This window comes from Pseudomonas sp. GW822-FHT02D10 (assembly GCF_058802345.1).
This window is the reverse complement of record NZ_JBXAOB010000005.1, coordinates 238,907-259,339: the sequence shown is the minus strand read 5'-3', so window position 1 is coordinate 259,339 and position 20,433 is coordinate 238,907. Positions and strand designations below refer to the sequence as shown.

At 59.8% G+C, this 20,433-nt stretch carries 21 protein-coding genes and 1 pseudogene; 2 read left to right on the top strand and 20 right to left on the bottom strand.

Translation table 11 applies throughout. The annotated features are described in order from the left end of the window. Positions 1-17 precede the first annotated feature (17 nt). On the bottom strand, positions 18-1,208 hold the full coding sequence (locus AC1RPZ_RS10925) for an NnrS family protein (protein ID WP_493137038.1): 1,191 nt from the start codon (positions 1,206-1,208) through the stop codon (positions 18-20). Between the two features lie 471 nt (positions 1,209-1,679). Between AC1RPZ_RS10925 and AC1RPZ_RS10920 the strand changes: the two genes are divergently transcribed. Further along, positions 1,680-2,363, top strand: a complete 684-nt coding sequence (locus tag AC1RPZ_RS10920) for a Crp/Fnr family transcriptional regulator (protein WP_493137037.1) — start codon at positions 1,680-1,682, stop codon at positions 2,361-2,363. Between the two features lie 5 nt (positions 2,364-2,368). After that, positions 2,369-2,560, top strand: coding sequence for a protein DnrP (locus tag AC1RPZ_RS10915; protein WP_493137160.1), 192 nt, complete (start codon positions 2,369-2,371; stop codon positions 2,558-2,560). A gap of 23 nt (positions 2,561-2,583) precedes the next feature. Here the strand turns inward: AC1RPZ_RS10915 and AC1RPZ_RS10910 are convergent, their stop codons facing one another. The 19 genes and pseudogenes from AC1RPZ_RS10910 to exaC form a co-directional block, all read right to left on the bottom strand. Then, positions 2,584-4,425 carry a nitric oxide reductase activation protein NorD gene (locus AC1RPZ_RS10910; RefSeq protein ID WP_493137036.1) on the bottom strand — a complete coding sequence of 614 codons (1,842 nt, stop codon included), beginning with the start codon at positions 4,423-4,425 and terminating at the stop codon, positions 2,584-2,586. A 77-nt stretch (positions 4,426-4,502) separates the two neighbouring features. Next, positions 4,503-5,930, bottom strand: coding sequence for a cbb3-type cytochrome c oxidase subunit I (locus tag AC1RPZ_RS10905; RefSeq protein ID WP_493137035.1), 1,428 nt, complete (start codon positions 5,928-5,930; stop codon positions 4,503-4,505). Positions 5,931-5,933: 3 nt separating this feature from the next. After that, positions 5,934-6,374, bottom strand: coding sequence for a c-type cytochrome (locus AC1RPZ_RS10900; RefSeq protein WP_493137034.1), 441 nt, complete (start codon positions 6,372-6,374; stop codon positions 5,934-5,936). 119 nt (positions 6,375-6,493) lie between these two features. Next, positions 6,494-6,745, bottom strand: a complete 252-nt coding sequence (locus tag AC1RPZ_RS10895) for a cytochrome C oxidase subunit IV family protein (RefSeq protein ID WP_493137033.1) — start codon at positions 6,743-6,745, stop codon at positions 6,494-6,496. Positions 6,746-6,758: 13 nt separating this feature from the next. Then, on the bottom strand, positions 6,759-7,346 hold the full coding sequence (locus tag AC1RPZ_RS10890; protein ID WP_493137032.1) for a cytochrome c oxidase subunit 3: 588 nt from the start codon (positions 7,344-7,346) through the stop codon (positions 6,759-6,761). Beyond that, positions 7,330-8,133: a CbbQ/NirQ/NorQ/GpvN family protein gene (locus AC1RPZ_RS10885; protein WP_493137031.1), complete on the bottom strand. Its 804-nt coding sequence runs from the start codon at positions 8,131-8,133 to the stop codon at positions 7,330-7,332. Before AC1RPZ_RS10885 ends, AC1RPZ_RS10890 begins: the two co-directional genes overlap by 17 nt. A gap of 159 nt (positions 8,134-8,292) precedes the next feature. Continuing rightward, entirely contained in the window at positions 8,293-9,681 is a 1,389-nt protein-coding gene (gene hemN, locus AC1RPZ_RS10880; protein WP_493137030.1) for an oxygen-independent coproporphyrinogen III oxidase, read from the bottom strand. Positions 9,682-9,703: 22 nt separating this feature from the next. Beyond that, positions 9,704-11,050: an oxygen-independent coproporphyrinogen III oxidase gene (locus tag AC1RPZ_RS10875; protein ID WP_493137159.1), complete on the bottom strand. Its 1,347-nt coding sequence runs from the start codon at positions 11,048-11,050 to the stop codon at positions 9,704-9,706. Between the two features lie 117 nt (positions 11,051-11,167). After that, positions 11,168-11,611 carry a CopD family copper resistance protein gene (locus tag AC1RPZ_RS10870; RefSeq protein ID WP_493137029.1) on the bottom strand — a complete coding sequence of 148 codons (444 nt, stop codon included), beginning with the start codon at positions 11,609-11,611 and terminating at the stop codon, positions 11,168-11,170. Positions 11,612-11,658: 47 nt separating this feature from the next. Next, a complete protein-coding gene (locus AC1RPZ_RS10865; RefSeq protein ID WP_493137167.1) occupies positions 11,659-11,811 on the bottom strand; it encodes a hypothetical protein in 153 nt (50 codons plus the stop codon). A gap of 6 nt (positions 11,812-11,817) precedes the next feature. Further along, positions 11,818-12,021, bottom strand: a pseudogene (locus AC1RPZ_RS10860) (cyclic pyranopterin monophosphate synthase MoaC); the annotation flags it as partial. A 305-nt stretch (positions 12,022-12,326) separates the two neighbouring features. Beyond that, positions 12,327-14,054: a PAS domain-containing hybrid sensor histidine kinase/response regulator gene (locus tag AC1RPZ_RS10855; RefSeq protein ID WP_493137028.1), complete on the bottom strand. Its 1,728-nt coding sequence runs from the start codon at positions 14,052-14,054 to the stop codon at positions 12,327-12,329. Then, positions 14,038-15,201 (bottom strand): alcohol dehydrogenase-like regulatory protein ErcA, encoded by a 1,164-nt coding sequence (ercA, locus tag AC1RPZ_RS10850; protein ID WP_493137027.1) that lies wholly within the window; start codon positions 15,199-15,201, stop codon positions 14,038-14,040. Before ercA ends, AC1RPZ_RS10855 begins: the two co-directional genes overlap by 17 nt. Before the next feature lie 90 nt (positions 15,202-15,291). Then, positions 15,292-16,434, bottom strand: coding sequence for a pyrroloquinoline quinone biosynthesis protein PqqE (gene pqqE / locus AC1RPZ_RS10845; RefSeq protein WP_493137026.1), 1,143 nt, complete (start codon positions 16,432-16,434; stop codon positions 15,292-15,294). Next, on the bottom strand, positions 16,412-16,684 hold the full coding sequence (gene pqqD, locus AC1RPZ_RS10840) for a pyrroloquinoline quinone biosynthesis peptide chaperone PqqD (protein ID WP_493137025.1): 273 nt from the start codon (positions 16,682-16,684) through the stop codon (positions 16,412-16,414). Before pqqD ends, pqqE begins: the two co-directional genes overlap by 23 nt. Next, positions 16,681-17,433 carry a pyrroloquinoline-quinone synthase PqqC gene (gene pqqC / locus AC1RPZ_RS10835; RefSeq protein WP_493137024.1) on the bottom strand — a complete coding sequence of 251 codons (753 nt, stop codon included), beginning with the start codon at positions 17,431-17,433 and terminating at the stop codon, positions 16,681-16,683. Before pqqC ends, pqqD begins: the two co-directional genes overlap by 4 nt. A 154-nt stretch (positions 17,434-17,587) precedes the next feature. Next, positions 17,588-18,502 (bottom strand): pyrroloquinoline quinone biosynthesis protein PqqB, encoded by a 915-nt coding sequence (gene pqqB / locus AC1RPZ_RS10830; RefSeq protein ID WP_493137023.1) that lies wholly within the window; start codon positions 18,500-18,502, stop codon positions 17,588-17,590. Positions 18,503-18,556: 54 nt separating this feature from the next. Next, positions 18,557-18,628 carry a pyrroloquinoline quinone precursor peptide PqqA gene (pqqA, locus tag AC1RPZ_RS10825; protein ID WP_003253598.1) on the bottom strand — a complete coding sequence of 24 codons (72 nt, stop codon included), beginning with the start codon at positions 18,626-18,628 and terminating at the stop codon, positions 18,557-18,559. A 256-nt stretch (positions 18,629-18,884) separates the two neighbouring features. Beyond that, complete coding sequence (gene exaC, locus AC1RPZ_RS10820; RefSeq protein ID WP_493137022.1) at positions 18,885-20,405, bottom strand: acetaldehyde dehydrogenase ExaC; 1,521 nt, start codon at positions 20,403-20,405, stop codon at positions 18,885-18,887. Between the last annotated feature and the right edge of the window lie 28 nt (positions 20,406-20,433).

Here is a 20,433-nt window from a genome sequence, read left to right as displayed (position 1 = left end):
TCCATCAGTTCGCTGGCTCATCCCGGATGACCATCAACCCGGGTTCGCAGCAGCATCGGCCCATAACGCCAGGCGTACAGCGCGAACGCCAGCGCCCAGCACAGACCGGCCAGCCACAACGCCGGCAAGGGAAAGAAGATGATCAACACGACCCGACTGAAACACGCCAGGTTGAGCAAAGTGAACGCCAGGGTCATGCCCGACGGCGGCTCCAACGCACGGCCGGTATGCCCCAGGCTGACCCGCGCGATCATCGCCAGAACCAGGCCGCCTATCGCACCTATTGTCAGGCAATGCACCGCCAGACTCGGGTTCACCGGCACGCCGAAATGCCACAGCGCCATTCCGAAACACGCCACCGCCAACCAGCCATAAGCCAGGTGCAACGACCACAGCAACGGCACGCGCCAGAGTCCCCGATCATGCCAGCGAACCAGGCGCACCAGATGTCCTGCGGCCAACACGGCGAACAGCAGGCCAACCCAGACGTTGGGGGTAAGTGCAGGTCCTGCGGCATACAACAACGCCACGAGCGGCGAGCCCACCAACAGCAGCCAATCCAGCCAGGGCCAAGGGGCAACGCCATCGACCCGGCCGAGGCCGCGCTGGGTGAAGAACGGGATGACCCGTCCGCCGATCAACCCCATCATCGCTGCCACCAGCCAGATACCGGTCAACACGCCCTGGCGCTGCCAACCTTCATGACCTTCAACCAGGCCATACATGGACAGCCCGTCGGCCACAGCCAACAACAGCAGGACCACCACAATCGGGTAGTTACGTTTCTGCCGCACCTTCCACAGGGTGAAGCCCATGAGAACCGCCACCGCCAACGGAAACGCCAGTTCCAGCACCGCGAGCAACGGCACCGGCACATTGGCCAGCCAGGCCACGCGCGCGCACAACCACAGCAGCGCCAGAGCCGCCAGCGGTGTCCCGCTGATTCCGGGTCGACCGGTCCAGGTCTGCACGGCCGTTAGCAGAAAGCCTGCGATAATCGCCAGCCCGAAGCCGAACAACAGCTCATGCCGATGCCAGCCCAGCCAACCGCCTGCCGGTTGCCAGCCGGAAATCCCACCACTGAAGGCTGCCAGCCAAAGCGGTATGGCCAGCACCGCCAACAGGCAGCCCGCGAGGAAAAATGGCCGAAAGGCCAGCCGTAACAGCGGTGGAATCGCCATCGCTTTACGGCGCTCAAGCACTTGCATAAAGCCACTCCTCTGCCTTGTTGCGGACCTGACACTCACATGCAAGTGTCGAGGTACATCCGTGGGGCAATGATCGGGGATTTGCGATCAAACGCATTTGTCGCAGATCAAGTGTGCAAGGGACGTGCCCGAAGCCGATCCCTGGCCGAGCGCCACAAAGTGCTCCTACCAAGGGTAAAAATGACCACTTAATGGTTATTTAAACCCTATATCACATGGTCTTTTTAACCCTGCGTTCTCAAACCTCCTGTAAATCAAGGCTTGCAGGCATGGCCCGCGTCTTGCTCATGCGTCTGGAAATCAAAAAAACGTTGATCCCTCTCGACTACCCGGAGCCGTCATGAAAAAAGTCATCCAGCCACTGGCCTGGTTTGTGGTGTTGAGCTCAATTCTGGCCCTGGCCAGCGGCGTCTCTCTGGGCCTCGTTTGACTGGATAGCCATTCCCTCCTCAACCCTCAGGATGAATTTTTATGGTGCTTCATCGCGTCCATCACCAAATTTTGCGCAGTCATCATTTGTTCGAGCCGTTAAACGAAGAACAGCTGGATGAATTGATGAGTACCAGTCACCTGCTGAACATCGACAAAGGCGAACCGCTGTTTCGTCAGGGCGAACCTGCCGACTCGTTCTATTTCGTGATTGCCGGGGCGGTGAAAATCTACCGTCTGACACCTGATGGGCAGGAGAAAGTGTTTGAAGTCATCGGCGATCGGCAAACCTTCGCCGAGGCAATGATGTTGATGGACACCCCGAACTATGTGGCCTCGGCGGAGGCGATCTGCCCCACTCAGCTCTATCGGATATCCAACAGCACCTACATGCACCTGCTTCAGAGCAACAGCCGGCTGACCTTTGCGCTGCTCGGCAAGCTCTGCGTTCGCTTGCATCAACGGGTCAACGAAATCGAAACCCTGTCACTGAAAAACGCCACCCACCGGGTCGTGCGTTATCTACTGACGCAACTGGTGCGTTTGCAAACCATTGACAGCCAATTCGAACTGCCGATGGCCAAGCAACTGATTGCCGGACATCTGTCGATTCAGCCAGAAACGTTTTCGCGAATCATCCGCCGTCTGATCGATGAAAAAATCATCACACAGGACGGCCGCCAGATCGCCATTCTTGATCGTCTGCGCCTGGAACAGTTCGAGTGAGCGCCATGCCCGTCTGCCTGTATTGCCAACACGCTAACCCATCACAAGCGTCCGAGTGCTGCCAATGCGGCATGCCCCTGCCGATACTGGCCGAACGCGCAGATGAACGTCGGCAGCGCCGATTCATGTGGTTCTGCATCGGCCTGACGATCTTTTGCGTCGCGATGTTTTTCTGGCTGCCGCGCAGCATCAGCTGATGCTGCGCTATTCAAACCCGAGCTCAAGGCTGAGTCAGTTGGCGGTACAACTGCGGCAAACGCAGGGGTAGTTGTTCGGGCTGGCGGATCAATGTGTAGCCATTGGCGCCGAACATGTACGGCAGGTAATCCCCGGCCTCGCGATCAATCGTGATACAGAATGGCGTCAGCCCTTGACGCCGCGCCTCCAGCACAGCCTCGCGAGTGTCTTCAACACCGTAGCGTCCCTCATACAGATCCAGATCATTGGGCTTGCCATCCGTCAGCAGCAGCAACAGTTTGCTGCGCCGCTTGCTCGTGCCCAATAGTTGCGTGGCCTGGCGAATGGCGGCGCCCATGCGTGTGTAATAACCCGGCTTGAGCCCCTGGATACGACCTCGGGTGGTGTCGTCATAACGCTGGGTGAATGATTTGAGTTCCTGCATGCGCACTTGCTGACGACGCAGCGAGGAAAACCCGTACAGGGCGAAATCATCACCGAGCACCGACAGGGTTTCGCCGAACAGCAGCAGGCTGTCCCGGATGACATCAATGATGCGATGCTCATCGTTCAGGTGGGCATCGGTGGACATCGACACGTCGGCCAGCAACAGGCACGCCAGGTCGCGGCGAGTCTGCCGTTGCTCCATGAACAGGCCTCGCTCAGCGCACTGTCCATGCTCGCGCTCAACGTGAAAGTCCAGCCAGGCCTGCATGTCCAGCTCTGATCCCTGGGGTTGCTGGCGCAACCACTGACGGTCATTGCGCAGGTGCTCGAACTGACGCCGCAATCGGTGCGCCGAGGCCTTCAGCCGTGGCGGCAACGGCTGCGCCACGCAGTCACGGGGTATCATCATTTGCAGATTGACGAACGCGTCCTGCATCTGCTGTTTGCGATAATCCCACTCCGGCAACCTGATGCCCTCGCCCAGGGGAATATCGTCGACATCGGCGGGCGGTAAATCCAGGTGCAGCTTCAGACCGCCGCCCTTGCGCAGCCGTGTGCGCGACAGGGTCAATTCGTCCAGATCATCGGCGACCCTGGCGGCGTCCGGGTCTTCGCTGTCGTCTGACCAGCGATCCAGGTCCATGTGTTCGGTCCAGCTGAACAGGTTCTCCAGACGCACCACCAACAGCCCGCCTGCGCGGGTGCTTTCGTCAATCCGGCGGGCGCGCTTGCGCCCGTCTTTCTGCTCGCCGGGCGGCGTAGCCAGAGACTCTTCCGACTCTTCACCCAGATCGGCAGCCTGTGGGCTGGCGAGGTTTTGCGGCGGGTACAACCATAGCGGCAGCGGCCAGGCCGCCCGTTCGCTACGGGGAAAATGTTCGACACTGCCCGGCTCGCGTAGCGCCTGGCATAACGCCCGTTCCAGTGCCGCTTCATTGCTGTTCAACGATGCCGGATCCGGGCGCAATTGCAGATGGGCATCGACCAGGCGTTTATAGCGGGTACGCAGCGCTGGATAGCGCCGCAACAGCAGTTGCGTCCAGCGTTGATTGTCACGACCCCAGTGACGCATCTGACCGGCCTGCGCTGCCAGCAACGCAAGCCAACGGTAGAGTTCCTCATTGAGTGCTACTTCAGGGAAAACCGCGAGGCTCGACGGCAGCCTGAGGCTATTCTCGTCACACCACGCCAACGGCACTTGTTTGCAGGTGCCGGCGATCTGCTGCAGTACGTTGCGACGCAGCAGCAGATCACGGTCGCTGGCCGCTTCCACACCGATGCCGTTGGCACCGCCCATGGCGCGGAACAACAGCGCCAGCGGGCGTTGCTGGTTGACCAGTTCGACGCGCGCTTCAGGGAAATCCGGGCTGGCGCGCCGGGTGATGAAGCGATGCCAGACACTGCCTACCCACTCTTCCAGCTCAACGGTAAAGGCCATCGCTTTTGCCCTTTGGGGAAACCAAAAAACGGCCCGCTGTATCAGCCGGGCCGACCTTTTCTAACCGTAGCAACGGCTCATGAAGGAACAACCGCGGCCGGGGCACGCAAGGCTGCCCGCCCCCGCTGCCTGAAGCTGAGCAAGTAACAAAGCAGCCCTGCAAGGAAACCGACGCCACTGGCCAGACGGGCCCAGAACAGCACCGTCAAATGTTCAACCGTGGCCATGAACGGCAAGGCAATCCCGTCGGCCTGCCAGCGTTGCAGATAGATCTGTACGACACCGGCAGCGGTGAGGAACAGCGTGATCATCACCATCGACAGGGTCATCAACCAGAAGCCCCAGATCTCGAGGGTCTGCGAGCGCTCGTCGGCGGCTTCACCCAGCCCGCGCAAGCGCGGCATGGCGTAGCTGATCAAGGTCATCACGATCATCGCGTAAGCACCGTAGAACGACAGGTGGGCGTGAGCGTTCGTCAACTGCGTGCCATGGGTGTAGTAGTTGACCGGAGCCAGGGTATGCAGAAACCCCCAGACGCCAGCGCCGAAAAAGGCGGTCACCGTGGTGCCCTTGGCCCACAGCGTGGCGGCGCGGTTCGGGTGTTGCCGACGGCGGTTTTTCACCATGCTGAAGGCGAATATCACCATGGCCAGGAAGGGCAGCGGCTCCAGTGCGGAGAAGATCGAACCCACCCATATCCAGACCTCAGGCGCACCGATCCAGAAGTAGTGGTGACCCGTGCCGATGATCCCGGTAATCAGCGCCATGGCGATGATCACATAGAGCCATTTTTCGACCACTTCCCGGTCTACCCCAGTGATCTTGATCAGCACGAAAGCCAGCATCGAGCCCATGATCAGCTCCCATACACCTTCCACCCAAAGATGCACCACCCACCACCAGTAGAACTTGTCGCGGGCCAGATTTCCGGGGTTATAGAAGGAAAACAGAAAGAACACGGCGAGCCCGATCAGCCCGGTCATCATGACCATGCTCACCGTGGTCTTGCGACCTTTGAGCAGGGTCATGCCAATGTTGTAGAGGAAGCCCAGACACACCACCACGATGCCCATCTTGGCGATGGTCGGCTGTTCCAGATAAACGCGGCCCATGGTCGGCAGCAGCTCGTTGTGGGTCAGTCTGGCCAGCCCCGCATAAGGCACCAGCAGGTAGCCCAGGATGGTCAGCACGCCAGCGGCGGCGAATACCCAAAACAGGATGAGTGCCAGCTTCGGACTGTGCAGTTCACGGTCGGCCTCTTCCGGAATCAGGTAATACGCGGCCCCCATGAAGCCGAACAGTAGCCATACGATTAGCAGGTTGGTGTGCACTATCCGCGACACGTTGAAGGGAATGGCCGGGAACAGAAAGTCCCCGACCACGTATTGCAAGCCCATGATCAAACCGAACAGCACCTGGCCGAGGAACAGGATCAGGGCAAACACGAAGTAAGGTTTAGCCACGGCTTGCGAGGCGAATTTCAGATGTGGATTGGCAACACTCATTTCTCAGCCCTCCCTGTTTGGCGGCCAGCCATTGGTATTGATTTTCGAACTCCACTTGAGGAACTCGGCGATGTCGTCGACTTCCTGGTCGCTCAGGTTGAACTGAGGCATGGCTCGCCGGCCTGGTACGTTCAGGGGCTGCATCTTCATCCAGGCATGCAGAAAGGGTTTGAACCCCTCCTCCCCGCCGCGACGTTGGAACACATTGCCCAGTTCAGGCGCAAAGTAGGCGCCCTCGCCCAGCAATGTGTGGCAGCCGACGCAGTTGTTTTGCTCCCAGACCAACTTGCCGCGCACCACTGATTCGCTTAGCTGCGCTTCATTGCTGCGGGCGGGAAAGGTCTGTTCCGTGTGATAGGTCAAGGCCAGGAATATCAGGAAGAAGAACACGCTTCCCCCGAAGTAGATATTCCTGGCCATGCCTTTGGTGAAGGTCTCTGACATGGTCGCTTCCTCTTTGCTTGGCCTGTCCATTCTAGGAAGCGCAGGGTTGAATCCTGCTTGATGGCGATCAAGAAACTCCGATGGTTTTAGTCAAGTATTCGTCCAGACCGGCAGCGGCGTCACAGGACCAGGGTCAAGCCCACCAACACGGCCAGCGCCAGCGCCCAGCTCAGCATCAACCGTCGCCACAGTCGCGGCGCCCGGCGCAGCTCCATGAATCCATCGGTGATCAGCCAGGCCTTGCCGACCGCCACCAGCAAGATGGCAATGGAAAGCCGCCATGTCGCGCCCACCTGTGCCAGCACCACCGTGCAGACACTTAAGGTTGCTAGCGCTGCCCAGCAGACGAGCAAAAACCTGGAAGCTGACATAAGACACCCTTGGTCAATTCAAAACGTAGACCAGCGGAAAAAGCACGACCCAGATCAGATCGACCATGTGCCAATACAGCACACCCGATTCAAGCCCGCTGCAGTTGGCGGCGTTGTACAGGCCACGACGGCAACGCTCGGCCAGCCATCCGAGGATGAACATGCCGAGCAATACATGGAGAAAATGAAAACCGGTGAGAATCCAGTAGAGGGTGAAAAACGTGTTGTGCTCCATACCCAACCCGGAACCCAGCAAATGTCGGTATTCAGTGAGTTTCAGCACCACGTAGACACTGGCGGCGAGCAACGCCGCGAGCAGAAAGATCGCGCCATGGCGGGGTCGTGATTGCCTGACCCGTTCCTGAGCCAGCGCGGCAAACAACCCTGCGGTAAGCAGACTCAGGGTCATCGCCAGACCGGTAGAGGTGTTGAGCAACTGACGGCTTTCGCCGAACATTTGGGGTTTGAGCGCCTGGGTCACGGCGAACGCCAGAATCAGGATGGCGAACACCGATAGCTCGGCCAGAATGAAAAACCACATCGCCAGATCGCCTGGCAGGTGGCCACGCGAAATGCCCCGGGTTTCAGCCGAAGTGGACATCAACCACGTCCATCAGCGCCGCAACGGTCAGCGGATCATCGCTTAACGGCTCGGCCAGACAAGCCATGCATGCCTCACGCGGGCTCATGCCGGCGCGAATCATGCGCGCCGTGAAAATCAGCAGCCGCGTCGATGCGACCTCTTCCAGATCGTGTTGATCCAGTCGCCGCAGGGCCTGCCCCAGCCTGACCACTTGCGCCGCGAGTGCGCTGTCCACCTGAGCCTCCCTGGCGACAATGCGCTCTTCATCGGCCACTGGCGGATAGCCGAAACGCATCGCCACGAAACGTTGTCGGGTACTGGGTTTCATGCCTTTGAGCAGGTTCTGATAACCGGGGTTGTAAGACACCACCAGCATGAATGACCGCGGCGCCTGCAACACTTCACCGGTGCGTTCCAGGAACAGTTCCCGACGGTCATCGGCCAGCGGATGCAGCACCACCACGGTGTCCTGGCGCGCCTCGACCACTTCGTCGAGGTAACAGATGCCGCCTTCACGCACCGCACGGGTCAGCGGACCATCCTGCCACCAGGTGCCCTGGGTACCGATCAAATGACGGCCGATCAGGTCGGCGGCGCTCAGATCGTCGTGGCAGGCCACGGTATACAGCGGCAGTTTCAGCCGATGGGCCATGTGCTGGACGAAACGGGTTTTGCCGCATCCCGTCGGGCCTTTGATCAGCACCGGCATGCCGTGTCGCCAGGCTTGTTCGAACAGCACCTGCTCATTATTCAGTGGTTGGTAAAAGGGTTCGGCGTTGTGTTCGCAAGACTGGGTACGGTCCATGGGCTACCTGATTCAAGAGCGGATTCAAGGAACACGCTACGGGTGCCTGTGATACCCAGGCAAGTCACACGACCGGCAAACTTGATCGCCGTCAAGCGACGGCACCAAGCGCTACAGATCACCGGAATGGGGCATGCCGGCGAGGCACACACCAACGCCTCAAACAGTGCGTGAAAACTGGCCTTTTTGTTCATCCCCCAGATAGGCGTCAAACGCCATGGCCGCACTGCGCATCATCAAATGCCCTTGGGGCAACAGCACCAATTCGTCGTGGTGAATCTGCAGCAATCCATCTCGAACATGCTCCTCCAGTTGCGCCAGCGCATCGGCAAAATACTCGGTAAAGCGAATGCCATGACGTGCTTCGAACTTGCCGAAATCGATTCGACCATGGCACATCAGATCGCTGATCACTTCACGTCGCAGCAGGTCGTCGGCGCTCAAGCGATAACCTCGATGCACCGGCAACAAGCCTTGATCCAGACGGGCGTAGTACTGCGAAAGCTCCTTGACGCTCTGGCTGTAGCTGTCGCCGACCTTGCCGATCGAGGACACGCCAAGGCCGATCAAGTCGCAGTCGGCATGGGTTGAATACCCCTGAAAATTGCGTTGCAACGTGCCATTGGTGCGAGCCAACGCCAGCTCATCGTCCGGCAAGGCGAAATGGTCCATGCCGATATAGACATAACCGGCCTCGGTCAGACGGCGGATGGTCAGTTCAAGCAATTCCAGTTTGCGCTCCGGTGGCGGCATGTCTGCCGGACGAATCAGCCGTTGCGCGCGCACCAGCTCCGGCAAATGGGCGTAGCTGTACGCCGCAATCCGGTCCGGACGCAGCGCGATGATTTTGCCGAGGGTGACGTCGAAACTGTTCACGGTTTGCAGTGGCAAACCGTAAATAAGATCGACGCTGACCGACTTGAATTGCGCCTGGCGCGCCGCAGCGACCAACGCATAAATTTGCTCTTCACTTTGCTGGCGATTGACCGCGGCCTGCACGTCGGGATCGAAGTCCTGTACGCCAAAGCTCAGACGATTGAAGCCCAATTGGCGTAGCGATTGGATCTGCTCGGTGGTGATGGTACGGGGATCGACCTCGATGGAAAATTCATGATCATCGCTGTCATCCATGTCAAACGCCTGGTGCAGGCAGTCCATCAGGTCAGCCAGTTGCTCGCGGGTCAAATAGGTGGGCGTGCCACCGCCCAGGTGCAGTTGCGTAAGTTTGCGCGTGCTGTCGAACAAGGCGGCCTGCATGACGATTTCACGCTTGAGGTACCCCAGATACTCGACGGCACGATGGGTTTTCCGGGTAATGATTTTGTTGCAGGCGCAGTAGTAACAAAGGCTCTTGCAGAACGGAATGTGGATATACACCGACAGTGGCTTGGGCACAGCCGCCAGGTTGCTGTCGGAGGCGGCATGTTGATAGTCATCGACGGCAAACGCCTGATGAAACTGCGGCGCGGTTGGGTAAGAGGTATAGCGCGGCCCCGGGCGGTCATACTTTTCGACCAGGGCGCGATTGAAATCGAATGCAGGCTTCATGATCAATCAACTCGCAGTTGGGTTAATGCCTCGCACCGCTCAAATCCTTTTCAAACAGGTTGCAAATGGCATCTACTTTCGGCCGACCGGCGGGAAGAATGCTGATGAAACGGTCCGATAGCTCAATCAACCCATCACGACTCAATTGCTCCAGCAACGGCCAGACGGATGAGAAGTACTGGAGAAAAATCAGTCCATAGCGCATCTCGATGGCATGGATATCCAGTTCCAGATCGCACGCCAGTCGCTCCGCGACCATTTGCCTGACCTGATCCCCCGACTCACAGCGCCAGCCACGACACGTCGGCAGTTGACCCATGTCGAGCTGCTGCTGATAGCGTTCAAGTGCGTCGGTATTCTGTGTATACAAATTGTCGATCTGACTGATACCACCCAGACCGAACCCGACATGATCGCAATACCCATGACTGGTAAACCCCTGACAGTTGCGGCGTAACCGACCTCGCTCTTGAGCCATCGCCAGATCATCATCGGGCCGGACAAACTGCCCTAGGCCGATGTAGTGATAACCCGCTGAAATCAACTGATCAAAGCTGATCTGGCGCATCGCGCCTTTGTCATCCTGGCAGCACAGCTCGCTGATTTTGTCCCCAGTCACCGGTCGATAGCGTTGTGGTGGCCGAGCGTAGTCAAACACCAGTAGCCTGTCCGGTTCCAGTTCGATAATCGTCGTCAGTTTCAGCGCGAAACTCTCTGGCGTCTGCCAGGCACGACCAAACCCCAGATCAACATTGATGGATCGATAGCCAAAGGTTCGAGCGGCATCGATAAGCGAATGGATCGGTGCCGGGTTCTGGTAGCAGGCCACTGATATTTCTCTGTCCGCACCGATGTCCGGAACACCGATGCTGACACGGTTGAATCCCTGGTCTCGCAGCACGCCCATGGTCGACCAATCGGTATGGTGAAGGTCCACCTCAACACTGTAGTCGCCGCACTCATGCTCGAGAAAGTTGAACCGATCACGCAGATGATTCATCAGCCGCTTCAGATGGGCGATGGCGGGTGTTCCGCCCCCCAGATGAAACTGCTCGACCCGTTGTTCCGTACTCAGGTGGCAACCGACGAGGTCGATCTCATGTTCCAGATGCTGAAGATAGTGTTCGATACCGCTGTGCTTGCATGCAATATCGCGAGGGGAACAAAAGGAAGGCTTGAGGTTAAAGGGTAACTGCACGTTCAGGGACAGCGGACGTCGCTTCTGCCGACTGACGCGCAATGCACGAAGCAAATCCAGAGAGCCAATTGCGTCATGAAACTTTTGAGTGTCGACATGGCCGTTGGGGTCTAGCACACCTTGATCGTGCCGAACGCTCAGCTCGCCGGGGTTGTGAAATAAATCGAGCATGACGGGTCTCCGAGACGGGCTGCGGATCAACAGTGTCCGGGATTGATGATCAATGCTCCTTGATTTGTATCAAGCACCAGCCAAGTGCTTGCAGGACAAGCCTTCGGTCATGGCCGGTCACCACGTCAGGTAAAACATACCCTTGGCCAGCAGTACGATGACGACCATATGGCAGAACAGACTGCCATGGATGAAATGCAGGTATCGAGCGCTCATTCGGCCGCTTTTGAACAAAAACATGGCGACCAGAAAATGCAGCAGTACGCTAACGGCGACAAGGATTTTCACCATCAGCAATGTGCCGAACGGTGAGGCCAGTGGTGACGCAAGGTTTGGCAGATAGCGTAGCCAGACCATGCCCAGCCCCGCACCGAACAGCACCAGCAGAACCCATGGAATCAGGGTGCGGGCTCGTCGACCGATGCCCTGCTCGACCAGCAGCATTATCTTTACGGGCATCTGTTTACGGATGTTTTCCAGGAACAGGACTTCAAAGAACACCGTGCCGATAAAAATCAAAGCGGCAAACAGATGCAATGTCAGAAACAGCGGATAGAGCATGGGATTCTTGCCCTCAATTCAGCTGAACACGATTCACTCACAGCGAGTTAAACCTCAATTCCGACGTTGAAGTCACGCACATACCCGACAAAACTCACCACGACGCCAACACTCAGGCTCAACGCGTGCAGGGTGTTGATTTCGGCGCTGGGGTCGAAGCTGCCTGAGCGTTTCGCGGTACCGCGAAAAACACAAAACATTCAGCTTCATTGTTCCTGAGCCTGATAACAACCGCTCTTGCCGCCTCGCTTCTCCAACAACCGCACAGATTCGATACTCATGCCCCGGTCCACTGCCTTGCACATGTCGTAAAGCGTCAAGGCGGCCACACTGACGGCGGTCAGCGCTTCTCGCGACGTCACGCTTTTATCCGTGACATCAACCATCCGCGCGCATCCCAGTGAGTCGAGGTGGGTCAGCGTAACTTCACCCATGAGCAATAAGCCTTGTACTTCGCACTAGAGGGCTGGACACGTTCGGGAAAACAGCCCCGCCCTTCAAGCTGTCGGTTTCTCCCGAGAATACAGAGCCGGTCGTCCCATACGGTTGACATCAATCAAGAAACTCGCAAATCCCGGATGCGCCTGGCGGTGTTGCGTTCGCTGATAACGCCGACCACCTGGCCTTTGTCGGACCGTCACACCGAGGCGACAATAAAAAACCCATACGGTGAGTCAGCCCGGGTTGTATGGGTCATTCGGGTGTTTCGCGGGCGCTACCCGAGCAACTGACTCAACACCGCACGCAGTTTTCCGGGTTTGACCGGCTTGTTCAGCAGCGGCGCGCCGAGTCGTTGCAAGGCGCGTCGACACTGATCACTGCGGTCTGCGGTGATGATCACGGCGGGAATGGCGGCGGCGAAATGCTCGCGCAGGTGCCGAATCACGTCGCAGCCGATGACCCCATGGTCCAGGTGGAAATCCGCCAGAATCAATTCCGGTACCCGCCCCTGCAAGGCCTGCAGCGCACCGCTCTCGTCGGTTGCCGTCACCACCTCGCAGCCCCACTGGCCGAGCAATGCGCTCATGCTGTCGAGGATGCTCACTTCGTTGTCCAGCACCAGCAGACGACGGCCCGGCAAAGGGTTGCCGGTGCTCGGCTGCGGCACCGCCTGATGGATGGGCAGCGGCACGTGCTCGCCGAGCGGCACCTGAATGCTGAACATCGAACCGCGTCCCGGCCATGAGTGGACCTCGACCTTGTGGTCGAGAATTCTCGCGATACGCTCGACGATGGCCAGCCCCAACCCCACGCCCTTGCGGTCGGCGGCACGTCCGACGTCCAGCTGGTTGAACTCCAGGAAGATCGAGTCCAGGCGGTCGGCCGGAATACCGCAACCGGTGTCCCAGACTTCCAGGCGCAGGCTCTTGCCACGTCGCCTGGCCCCCAACAGGATGCTGCCCTGCTCGGTATAGCGACAGGCATTGCTGAGCAAGTTGCGCATGATCCGCGACATCAGCCGCAGGTCGGTGTGGATGGCGAAATTGCCCATGTGTACCCGCAGGTTCAACCCGGCCGCTCCGGCCACCGACTGGAACTCCGAGACTAGCGGGCCAAGCAGTTCATCGAGACGATACAGGGCAATATCCGGTTTGACCGCTGCCTGATCGAGCCGGGAAATATCCAGCAGATCGGTGAGCAGGTCTTCGGCACCTTCCAGCGCCTGATGGGTGCGTTCGACCAGCACCTGTTCAACGCTGGGCAACGGGCGTTCGCGCAAGGTGGCGATCAGCAAGCGGGCCGCGTTCAACGGTTGCAGCAGGTCGTGGCTGGCGGCGGCCAGGTATTTGTCCTTGCTGTTGTTGGCCGCCTGCGCCGCATCCCGGGCATCGCGCAAGGCCTGTTCGACCTGCTCGCGCTGGGCGATCTGCTGTTGCAGGTTGCGGTTGGCTTCGAGCAGTTCATCGGTGCGCGCAGTGACCCGTTGTTCCAGTTCATCGTTGAGCGTCTGCAAGCGTTGCTGGGCCAGTTTGCGCTCAGTGATATCGGCGACGAAACCTTCCACCAGTCCCTCCTGATCCGGCTTGAGCAGCAGGTTCATCAACACATCGATGTGGCTGCCGTCCTTGCGTCGCAGTTGGGTTTCATAGCCCAGCAGGCTGCGTTGACCTTGCAGGGCCTCACCGATGTCCTGCATTTCCTGCACCCCGCCGACGAACAACTGGCTTGCCAGATCGGCCAGGGAGAACAGCACCTCCTGAGGGGTCTCGTAACCCAGCATGTGCGCCAGCGCCGGGTTGGCGGCGCGCATGCCCTGTTGCAGGCTGGCCTGGAAAATTCCGTGGACAGCGTTTTCGAACAACCATTTGTAGCGGTTGCGTTCGGCTTCCAGCTCGTCGAGACGGGTCGCCAGCTCCGGGTAGTGACTCTTGCGCGCCGAATGATTGCCCAGCCCAAGTAAACCGGTCAGCGCCCGTTGTTGCTCGTCAGAGGGCTTCGCCATAAACGACCTCGACATCACGCTGGCTCGACTCGCGGGGGTTGGTGAGAATGCACGGATCATCCATCGCATGCTGGGACAGGAATGGAATGTCGGACGTGCCGACGCCGTGCAGGCCCAGGGTTTCGTGGAAGCCGATGGCGTGTTTCAAAGCGATCAGGTGCTCCACCAGACGCCCACAGATCTGCCGATGATTGAGGCCACGGCAGTCGATGCCGAAGGTCTCGGCGATCACTTTGAAACGCTCCGGTGCCGAGCTGTAATTGAACGCCACGACATGCTCCACCAGCACCGCGTTGCACAAGCCATGGGGCAGATCGAGGAAACCGCCCAGGCTGTGGGACATGGCGTGCACCGCGCCGAGAATCGCGTTGGAGAATGCCAGGCCGGCCTGCATGCTGCCGAGCATGATTTTCTCGCGCAGGGCGATGTCGTTCGGGTTGGCGATCATCTGTACCAGATTGCCGTTGATCAGCCGCATGGCCTCCAGCGCATGGGGGTCGGTCAGCGGGCCATGACCGGTGGAGACGAATGCCTCGATAGCGTGCACCAGGGCATCGATGCCGGTACAGGCCGACAGAAACGGGTCCATGCTCAGGGTGGTTTCCGGGTCGATCAACGACACGTCTGGCACCACGGCCTTGCTGACGATGGAGAACTTCATCCGCTCCTGCTGGTTGGAAATGATCACGAACTGTGAAACATCCGCCGAGGTGCCGGCGGTGGTGGGAATCAGGATCAGCGGCGGGCTCGGTACGCGGATCATGTCCACCCCTTCGAACTCGAGAATGCTGCGACCATGGGCGACGACGATGCCGATGCCCTTGCCACAGTCCATGGGGCTGCCGCCGCCCACGGCGACGATCACATCGCAGTGGTTTTCACGGTAGATTTCGGCCCCCCGCATGACCTCTTCGACCCGGGGGTTGGGCGACACGGCGCTGTACAGGCAGTAGTCGATGCCCAAGGCCTGCAGGCTGGCCTCGACATCGGCGACCCAGCCGGCGGCGATCACGCCGGGGTCGCTGACCACCAACACCTTGCGCGCACCGAAGGTCTTGGCATAGTTGCCGACGTTATGCCGGCAGCCGACACCGAAAATGATTTCAGGCGAAACGAATTTACGCAGCTGGCTGAGACTCTGGCTCATTGGAAAGCCTGTTCTTATTGTTTTGGAAGGTAATGTCCAGCCTAAAGCATCCCGCTGCGAATGCAATCAGACCAAAGGGTAGCCCCCGCCTCAGCCACGAAAGATCAACTGCGACGCCTTCTCGTTGCGCAAGGTCAGCTGTTCGATCCCCTTCCCCGGCGCTTCGGCTTGCCGGCGGGCCTCGAGGATCTTGCCATGGTGCGGTGACTTGCTGCACACAGGATCGGCATTGGCGGCATCGCCGGTGAGCATGAACGCCTGGCAACGGCAGCCACCCAGATCCTGGTGTTTCTCATCGCAGGAGCGACAGGGCTCGGTCATCCACTCATCGCCGCGAAAGCGATTGAAACCGAAGGAGTCGTTCCAGATGTGCTCGATGCTGTGTTCGCGCACGTTGGGAAACTGCACCGGCAACTGGCGGGCACTGTGGCACGGCAACGCAGTGCCGTCCGGGGTGATATCGAGAAACAGGTTGGCCCAGCCGTTCATACAGGTCTTGGGGCGTTCTTCGTAATAGTCCGGGGTGACGAAGATCAGCTTGCAGGGGTGGCCCTGCTGCTCCAGACGCTGGCGATACTCGTTGGTGATGCGTTCGGCACGCTGCAACTGCTCACGGGTCGGCAACAGGCCGACGCGATTGAGTTCGGCCCAACCGTAGAACTGACAGGTGGCCAATTCGACGAAATCCGCCTCCAGCTCCAGGCACAGCTCGATGATCTGTCCGATCTGGTCGATGTTGTGCCGATGGGTGACGAAGTTCAGCACCATCGGGTAGCCCTGGGCTTTTACCGCCCTGGCCATCGCCAGCTTCTGGACGAACGCCTTGCGCGAGCCGGCGAGCATGTTGTTGACCGCCTCGTCGGCAGCCTGGAAGCTGATCTGGATATGGTCCAGCCCGGCCTCCTTGAACTGGCGCACCTTGTGCTCGGTCAGGCCGATCCCCGAGGTGATGAGGTTGGTGTAATAGCCCATGTCCCGGGCGGCCTTGATCAGCTCGGCCAGGTCCTGTCGGACCAACGGCTCGCCACCGGAAAATCCCAGCTGCGCAGCGCCCATGTCCCGTGCCTCGCGGAACACGCGGATCCACTCGGCGGTGCTCAGTTCCTCGCCGTGCCGGGAGAAGTCCAGCGGGTTGGCGCAATACGGGCACTGCAACGGGCAGCGATAGGTCAGTTCCGCCAGCAGCCACAGCGGCGGGCCCGGACGCGGATCATTCGATCCAGAATTGAGCATGGGCCACCTCCAGAAACGCCAGCACATCTTCATCGATTCCCGGCACCCCGGGAAAACGCGCCGACAACTGCTCGATGATCGACGCCACATTGCGCTGACCGTCCACCAGGCCGAGGATCTCGCCGGCACTGCGGTTGAGTTTGATCATGCCTTCCGGGTAGAGCAGCACATGGCAATCCTGACGTGCTTCCCACTGCAGGCGAAAGCCACGGCGCAGCGCCAGTGACAGGTGACGTTCGATGCCGTTCACAGGACGATCCCCTGATGCCAGACCGCCTCGAGGGTGACGCTGTGGTACGGCGGGCGCTCCAGTTCATAGGCCATGCTCATGGCATCGAGCATGCTCCACAGTACGTCGAGCTTGAATTGCAGAATCTCCAGCATCCGCTGCTGACCCTCAAGCGTGATGTAATGCGCCAGGGTAATGCGCAAGCCATGTTCGACATCACGCCGCGCCTGGCTCAGACGTGTGCGGAAGTACTCGTAACCGGCCGGGTCGATCCACGGGTAGTGCTGCGGCCAGGCGTCGAGTCGGGATTGATGGATCTGCGGTGCAAAGAGTTCGGTGAGCGAGCTGCTGGCCGCCTCCTGCCAACAGGCGCGACGGGCAAAATTGACGTAGGCATCCACCGCAAAGCGCACCCCCGGCAGGACCATTTCCTGGGACAGCATCCGCTCACGCGCAATCCCCACCGCCTCCCCCAGCCTCAGCCAGGCCTCGATCCCGCCCTCGCTGCCGGGCACGCCGTCGTGATCGACAATGCGTTGCAGCCATTCCCGACGCACGTCGCGATCCGGGCAGTTGGCCAGAATCGCCGCATCCTTGAGCGGGATGTTGAGCTGATAATAGAAACGATTGGCGACCCAGCCCTGGATCTGTTCACGCGTGGCGCTCCCGGCGTACATCGCCTGATGGAACGGATGGTGAATGTGGTAATAGGCGCCCTTGGCGCGCAGTGCCTGTTCGAACTCGGCGGGCGGCAGTGGTGTGTCAGTCATCTCGGTTCTCCGGGAAATAACCGTTGGATTCTGTGGTGTTTGCTCTGGCCTCATCGCGAGCAAGCTCGCTCCCACAATAGACCTGCTGTGCGCAGAAAATCGGGTCCGACTCGAACCCCTGTGGGAGCGAGCTTGCTCGCGATGAGGGCATCCGCTACAGCAAAATACTCATGCCGTCATAGGCCACTTCAACGTTGCGCCGTACCAGTTCGGCGCGTTCGGCCGAGTCTTCGTCGAGGATCGGGTTGGTGTTGTTGATATGGATGAGAATCTTGCGTTGACGGGCAAACCCTTCCAGCACGTCGAGCATGCCGCCGGGGCCGCTTTGTGACAGGTGGCCCATCTCGCTGCCCAGACTCTGGCCGACTTCGCACCGGCGCATTTCATCGTCGCGCCACAGCGTGCCATCGAGCAGCAGACAGTCGGCGCGCTGCATCCAGCCCAGCACGTCGGCATCGACCTCGCCCAGGCCCGGGGCATAGAACAGGCTCGCGCCGCTGCGCAGGTCCTCGATGAACAGGCCGATGGTGTCGCCCGGTTGCGGGTTGCCACGATTGGGCGAATACGGGGGCGCGTTGCTGCGCAACGGGATCGCCCGCCATTGCAGACTCTGGCAGGCCGCGATACGGAACGGCTGACTGTCCAGCCCGACGGGCTGCCACTGCAAACCGCCGTTCCAGTGGCTAAGCATGTTGAACAAGGGGAAACCGCTGCTCAGGTCCTGATGGACCCGCTCGGTGCACCAGACCTGATGCGGGCAGCCTTCGCGCAGGCTGAGCAAACCGGTGCAATGGTCGATCTGGCTGTCCAGCAGCACGACCCCGGCAATCGCCGTATCGCGCAAGCGGCGTGCCGGTTGCAGGAGTGCGAAGCTCTCGAGCTGGGTGCGGATGTCCGGTGAGGCATTGCACAAGATCCAGTCCACGCCATTGTCACTCAAGGCAATCGACGACTGGGTACGGCGCTGCGCCCTCAGGCGGCCATTACGCACGCCGCTGCACTGGCGACAGTTGCAGTTCCATTGCGGAAAACCACCGCCAGCGGCGGAACCGAGAACGCGGATATGCATGGGCAGTGCTCCCGACAAGAGGCCCGGCCACCGTGCCGATGGCCGGACGAAGCATCAACGATTGGCGAAATACATCGTCACTTCGAAGCCAATACGCAGGTCGGTAAACGCGGGTTTAGTCCACATAGGTCAATCCTCTTCTTGTGCCGGGGCATTCCGGTAGAGGCATTAACACACGCGAGGACTGGCGCCCGAATGCTACTTTCGAAGGAGGTGGCGGGGTGCCTTGGTAGGGGGTGTCGCGCAGATATTGGAACCATACAAAACCAATGTGGGAGCGAGCCTGCTCGCGATAGCGGACTAACAGTCAACATCAATATCGACTGTACTGGCCTCATCGCGAGCAGGCTCGCTCCCACAGGGTTTGTGGCGTTTTTGCGGGTTAGAAGAAACCCAGCGGGTTGATGTCGTAGCTCACCAGCAGGTTTTTGGTTTGCTGGTAGTGGTCGAGCATCATTTTGTGGGTTTCACGACCGACGCCGGACTTCTTGTAACCACCGAACGCGGCGTGGGCCGGGTACAGGTGATAGCAGTTGGTCCACACGCGACCGGCCTTGATCGCCCGGCCCATGCGGTAGGCGCGGTTGATATCGCGGGTCCAGAGGCCGGCACCCAGGCCGAATTCGCTGTCGTTGGCAATGGCCAGGGCTTCGGCTTCGTCCTTGAAGGTGGTCACGCCCACCACCGGACCAAAGATTTCTTCCTGGAACACACGCATTTTGTTGTGGCCCTTGAGCAGGGTCGGCTGGATGTAATAGCCGCTCGACAGGTCGCCTTCAAGACGTTCAGCCGCACCGCCGGTCAGCAGCTCGGCGCCCTCCTCCTGAGCGATTTTCAGGTACGAGAGGATCTTGTCGTATTGCTGCTCGGACGCCTGGGCGCCGACCATGGTCTCGGTGTCCAGCGGGTTGCCGCGTTTGATCTTGACGATCTTCTTCATGACCTCGGCCATGAACGGTTCGTAGATCGACTCCTGCACCAGCGCACGGGACGGACAGGTGCAGACTTCGCCCTGGTTGAAGAACGCCAGCACCAGGCCTTCAGCGGCTTTTTCGATGAACTCGGGCTCTGCCTGCATGATGTCGGCGAAGAAGATGTTCGGCGACTTGCCGCCCAGCTCCACGGTGGACGGGATGATGTTCTCGGCAGCGCATTTCATGATGTGCGAACCCACCGGAGTCGAGCCGGTGAAAGCAATCTTGGCGATACGCTTGCTGGTGGCCAGGGCCTCGCCGGCCTCGCGACCAAAGCCCTGGACGATATTCAGCACGCCCGGCGGCAGCAAGTCAGCGATCAACTCGGCGAAGACCATGATCGACAGCGGCGTCTGCTCGGCCGGTTTGAGCACCACGCAGTTACCGGCGGCCAGGGCCGGGGCGAGTTTCCAGGCGGCCATCAGCAGCGGGAAGTTCCACGGGATGATCTGCCCGACCACGCCCAGCGGTTCGTGGAAATGGTAGGCAGTGGTCAATTCGTTGATCTCGGCGGCGCCACCTTCCTGGGCGCGGATGCAGCCGGCGAAATAACGGAAATGATCGGCCGCCAGCGGTACATCGGCGTTGAGGGTTTCGCGCACAGCCTTGCCGTTGTCCCAGGTTTCGGTCACCGCGAGCACTTCGAGGTTCTGCTCGATGCGGTCGGCGATTTTCAGCAGCACCAGGGAGCGATCCTGAGCCGAGGTCTTGCCCCAGGCGTCGGCAGCCGCATGGGCGGCGTCCAGGGCCTTGTCGATGTCTTCGGCGGTGGAGCGCGGGAACTCGGCGATCGGCTGGCCGTTGACCGGTGAAGTCGTGGTGAAGTACTGGCCTTTGACCGGGGCGACAAACTCACCGCCGATGAAATTGCCGTAGCGCGCCTTGAAGGAAACGACGGCGCCGGGTGTTCCGGGTTGAGCGTAGATCATGATGAACCTCTGCTGGGTCGAGGCCTGT

Bases quoted from the DNA above. Each gene is read 5' to 3' on its own strand.
- AC1RPZ_RS10925 (WP_493137038.1), bottom strand. From the start codon at position 1,208: ATGCAAGTGCTTGAGCGCCGTAAAGCGATGGCGATTCCACCGCTGTTA.
- AC1RPZ_RS10855 (WP_493137028.1), bottom strand. From the start codon at position 14,054: ATGGCGAAGCCCTCTGACGAGCAACAACGGGCGCTGACCGGTTTACTT.
- exaC (WP_493137022.1), bottom strand. From the start codon at position 20,405: ATGATCTACGCTCAACCCGGAACACCCGGCGCCGTCGTTTCCTTCAAG.
- pqqB (WP_493137023.1), bottom strand. From the start codon at position 18,502: ATGCATATCCGCGTTCTCGGTTCCGCCGCTGGCGGTGGTTTTCCGCAA.
- AC1RPZ_RS10870 (WP_493137029.1), bottom strand. From the start codon at position 11,611: ATGCTCTATCCGCTGTTTCTGACATTGCATCTGTTTGCCGCTTTGATT.
- AC1RPZ_RS10875 (WP_493137159.1), bottom strand. From the start codon at position 11,050: ATGCTCGATTTATTTCACAACCCCGGCGAGCTGAGCGTTCGGCACGAT.
- AC1RPZ_RS10900 (WP_493137034.1), bottom strand. From the start codon at position 6,374: ATGTCAGAGACCTTCACCAAAGGCATGGCCAGGAATATCTACTTCGGG.
- AC1RPZ_RS10910 (WP_493137036.1), bottom strand. From the start codon at position 4,425: ATGGCCTTTACCGTTGAGCTGGAAGAGTGGGTAGGCAGTGTCTGGCAT.
- AC1RPZ_RS10885 (WP_493137031.1), bottom strand. From the start codon at position 8,133: ATGGACCGTACCCAGTCTTGCGAACACAACGCCGAACCCTTTTACCAA.
- AC1RPZ_RS10890 (WP_493137032.1), bottom strand. From the start codon at position 7,346: ATGTCCACTTCGGCTGAAACCCGGGGCATTTCGCGTGGCCACCTGCCA.
- AC1RPZ_RS10920 (WP_493137037.1), top strand. From the start codon at position 1,680: ATGGTGCTTCATCGCGTCCATCACCAAATTTTGCGCAGTCATCATTTG.
- hemN (WP_493137030.1), bottom strand. From the start codon at position 9,681: ATGAAGCCTGCATTCGATTTCAATCGCGCCCTGGTCGAAAAGTATGAC.
- pqqE (WP_493137026.1), bottom strand. From the start codon at position 16,434: ATGCTCAATTCTGGATCGAATGATCCGCGTCCGGGCCCGCCGCTGTGG.
- AC1RPZ_RS10905 (WP_493137035.1), bottom strand. From the start codon at position 5,930: ATGAGTGTTGCCAATCCACATCTGAAATTCGCCTCGCAAGCCGTGGCT.
- AC1RPZ_RS10915 (WP_493137160.1), top strand. From the start codon at position 2,369: ATGCCCGTCTGCCTGTATTGCCAACACGCTAACCCATCACAAGCGTCC.
- AC1RPZ_RS10865 (WP_493137167.1), bottom strand. From the start codon at position 11,811: ATGTTTTGTGTTTTTCGCGGTACCGCGAAACGCTCAGGCAGCTTCGAC.
- pqqC (WP_493137024.1), bottom strand. From the start codon at position 17,433: ATGACTGACACACCACTGCCGCCCGCCGAGTTCGAACAGGCACTGCGC.
- AC1RPZ_RS10895 (WP_493137033.1), bottom strand. From the start codon at position 6,745: ATGTCAGCTTCCAGGTTTTTGCTCGTCTGCTGGGCAGCGCTAGCAACC.
- ercA (WP_493137027.1), bottom strand. From the start codon at position 15,201: ATGAGCCAGAGTCTCAGCCAGCTGCGTAAATTCGTTTCGCCTGAAATC.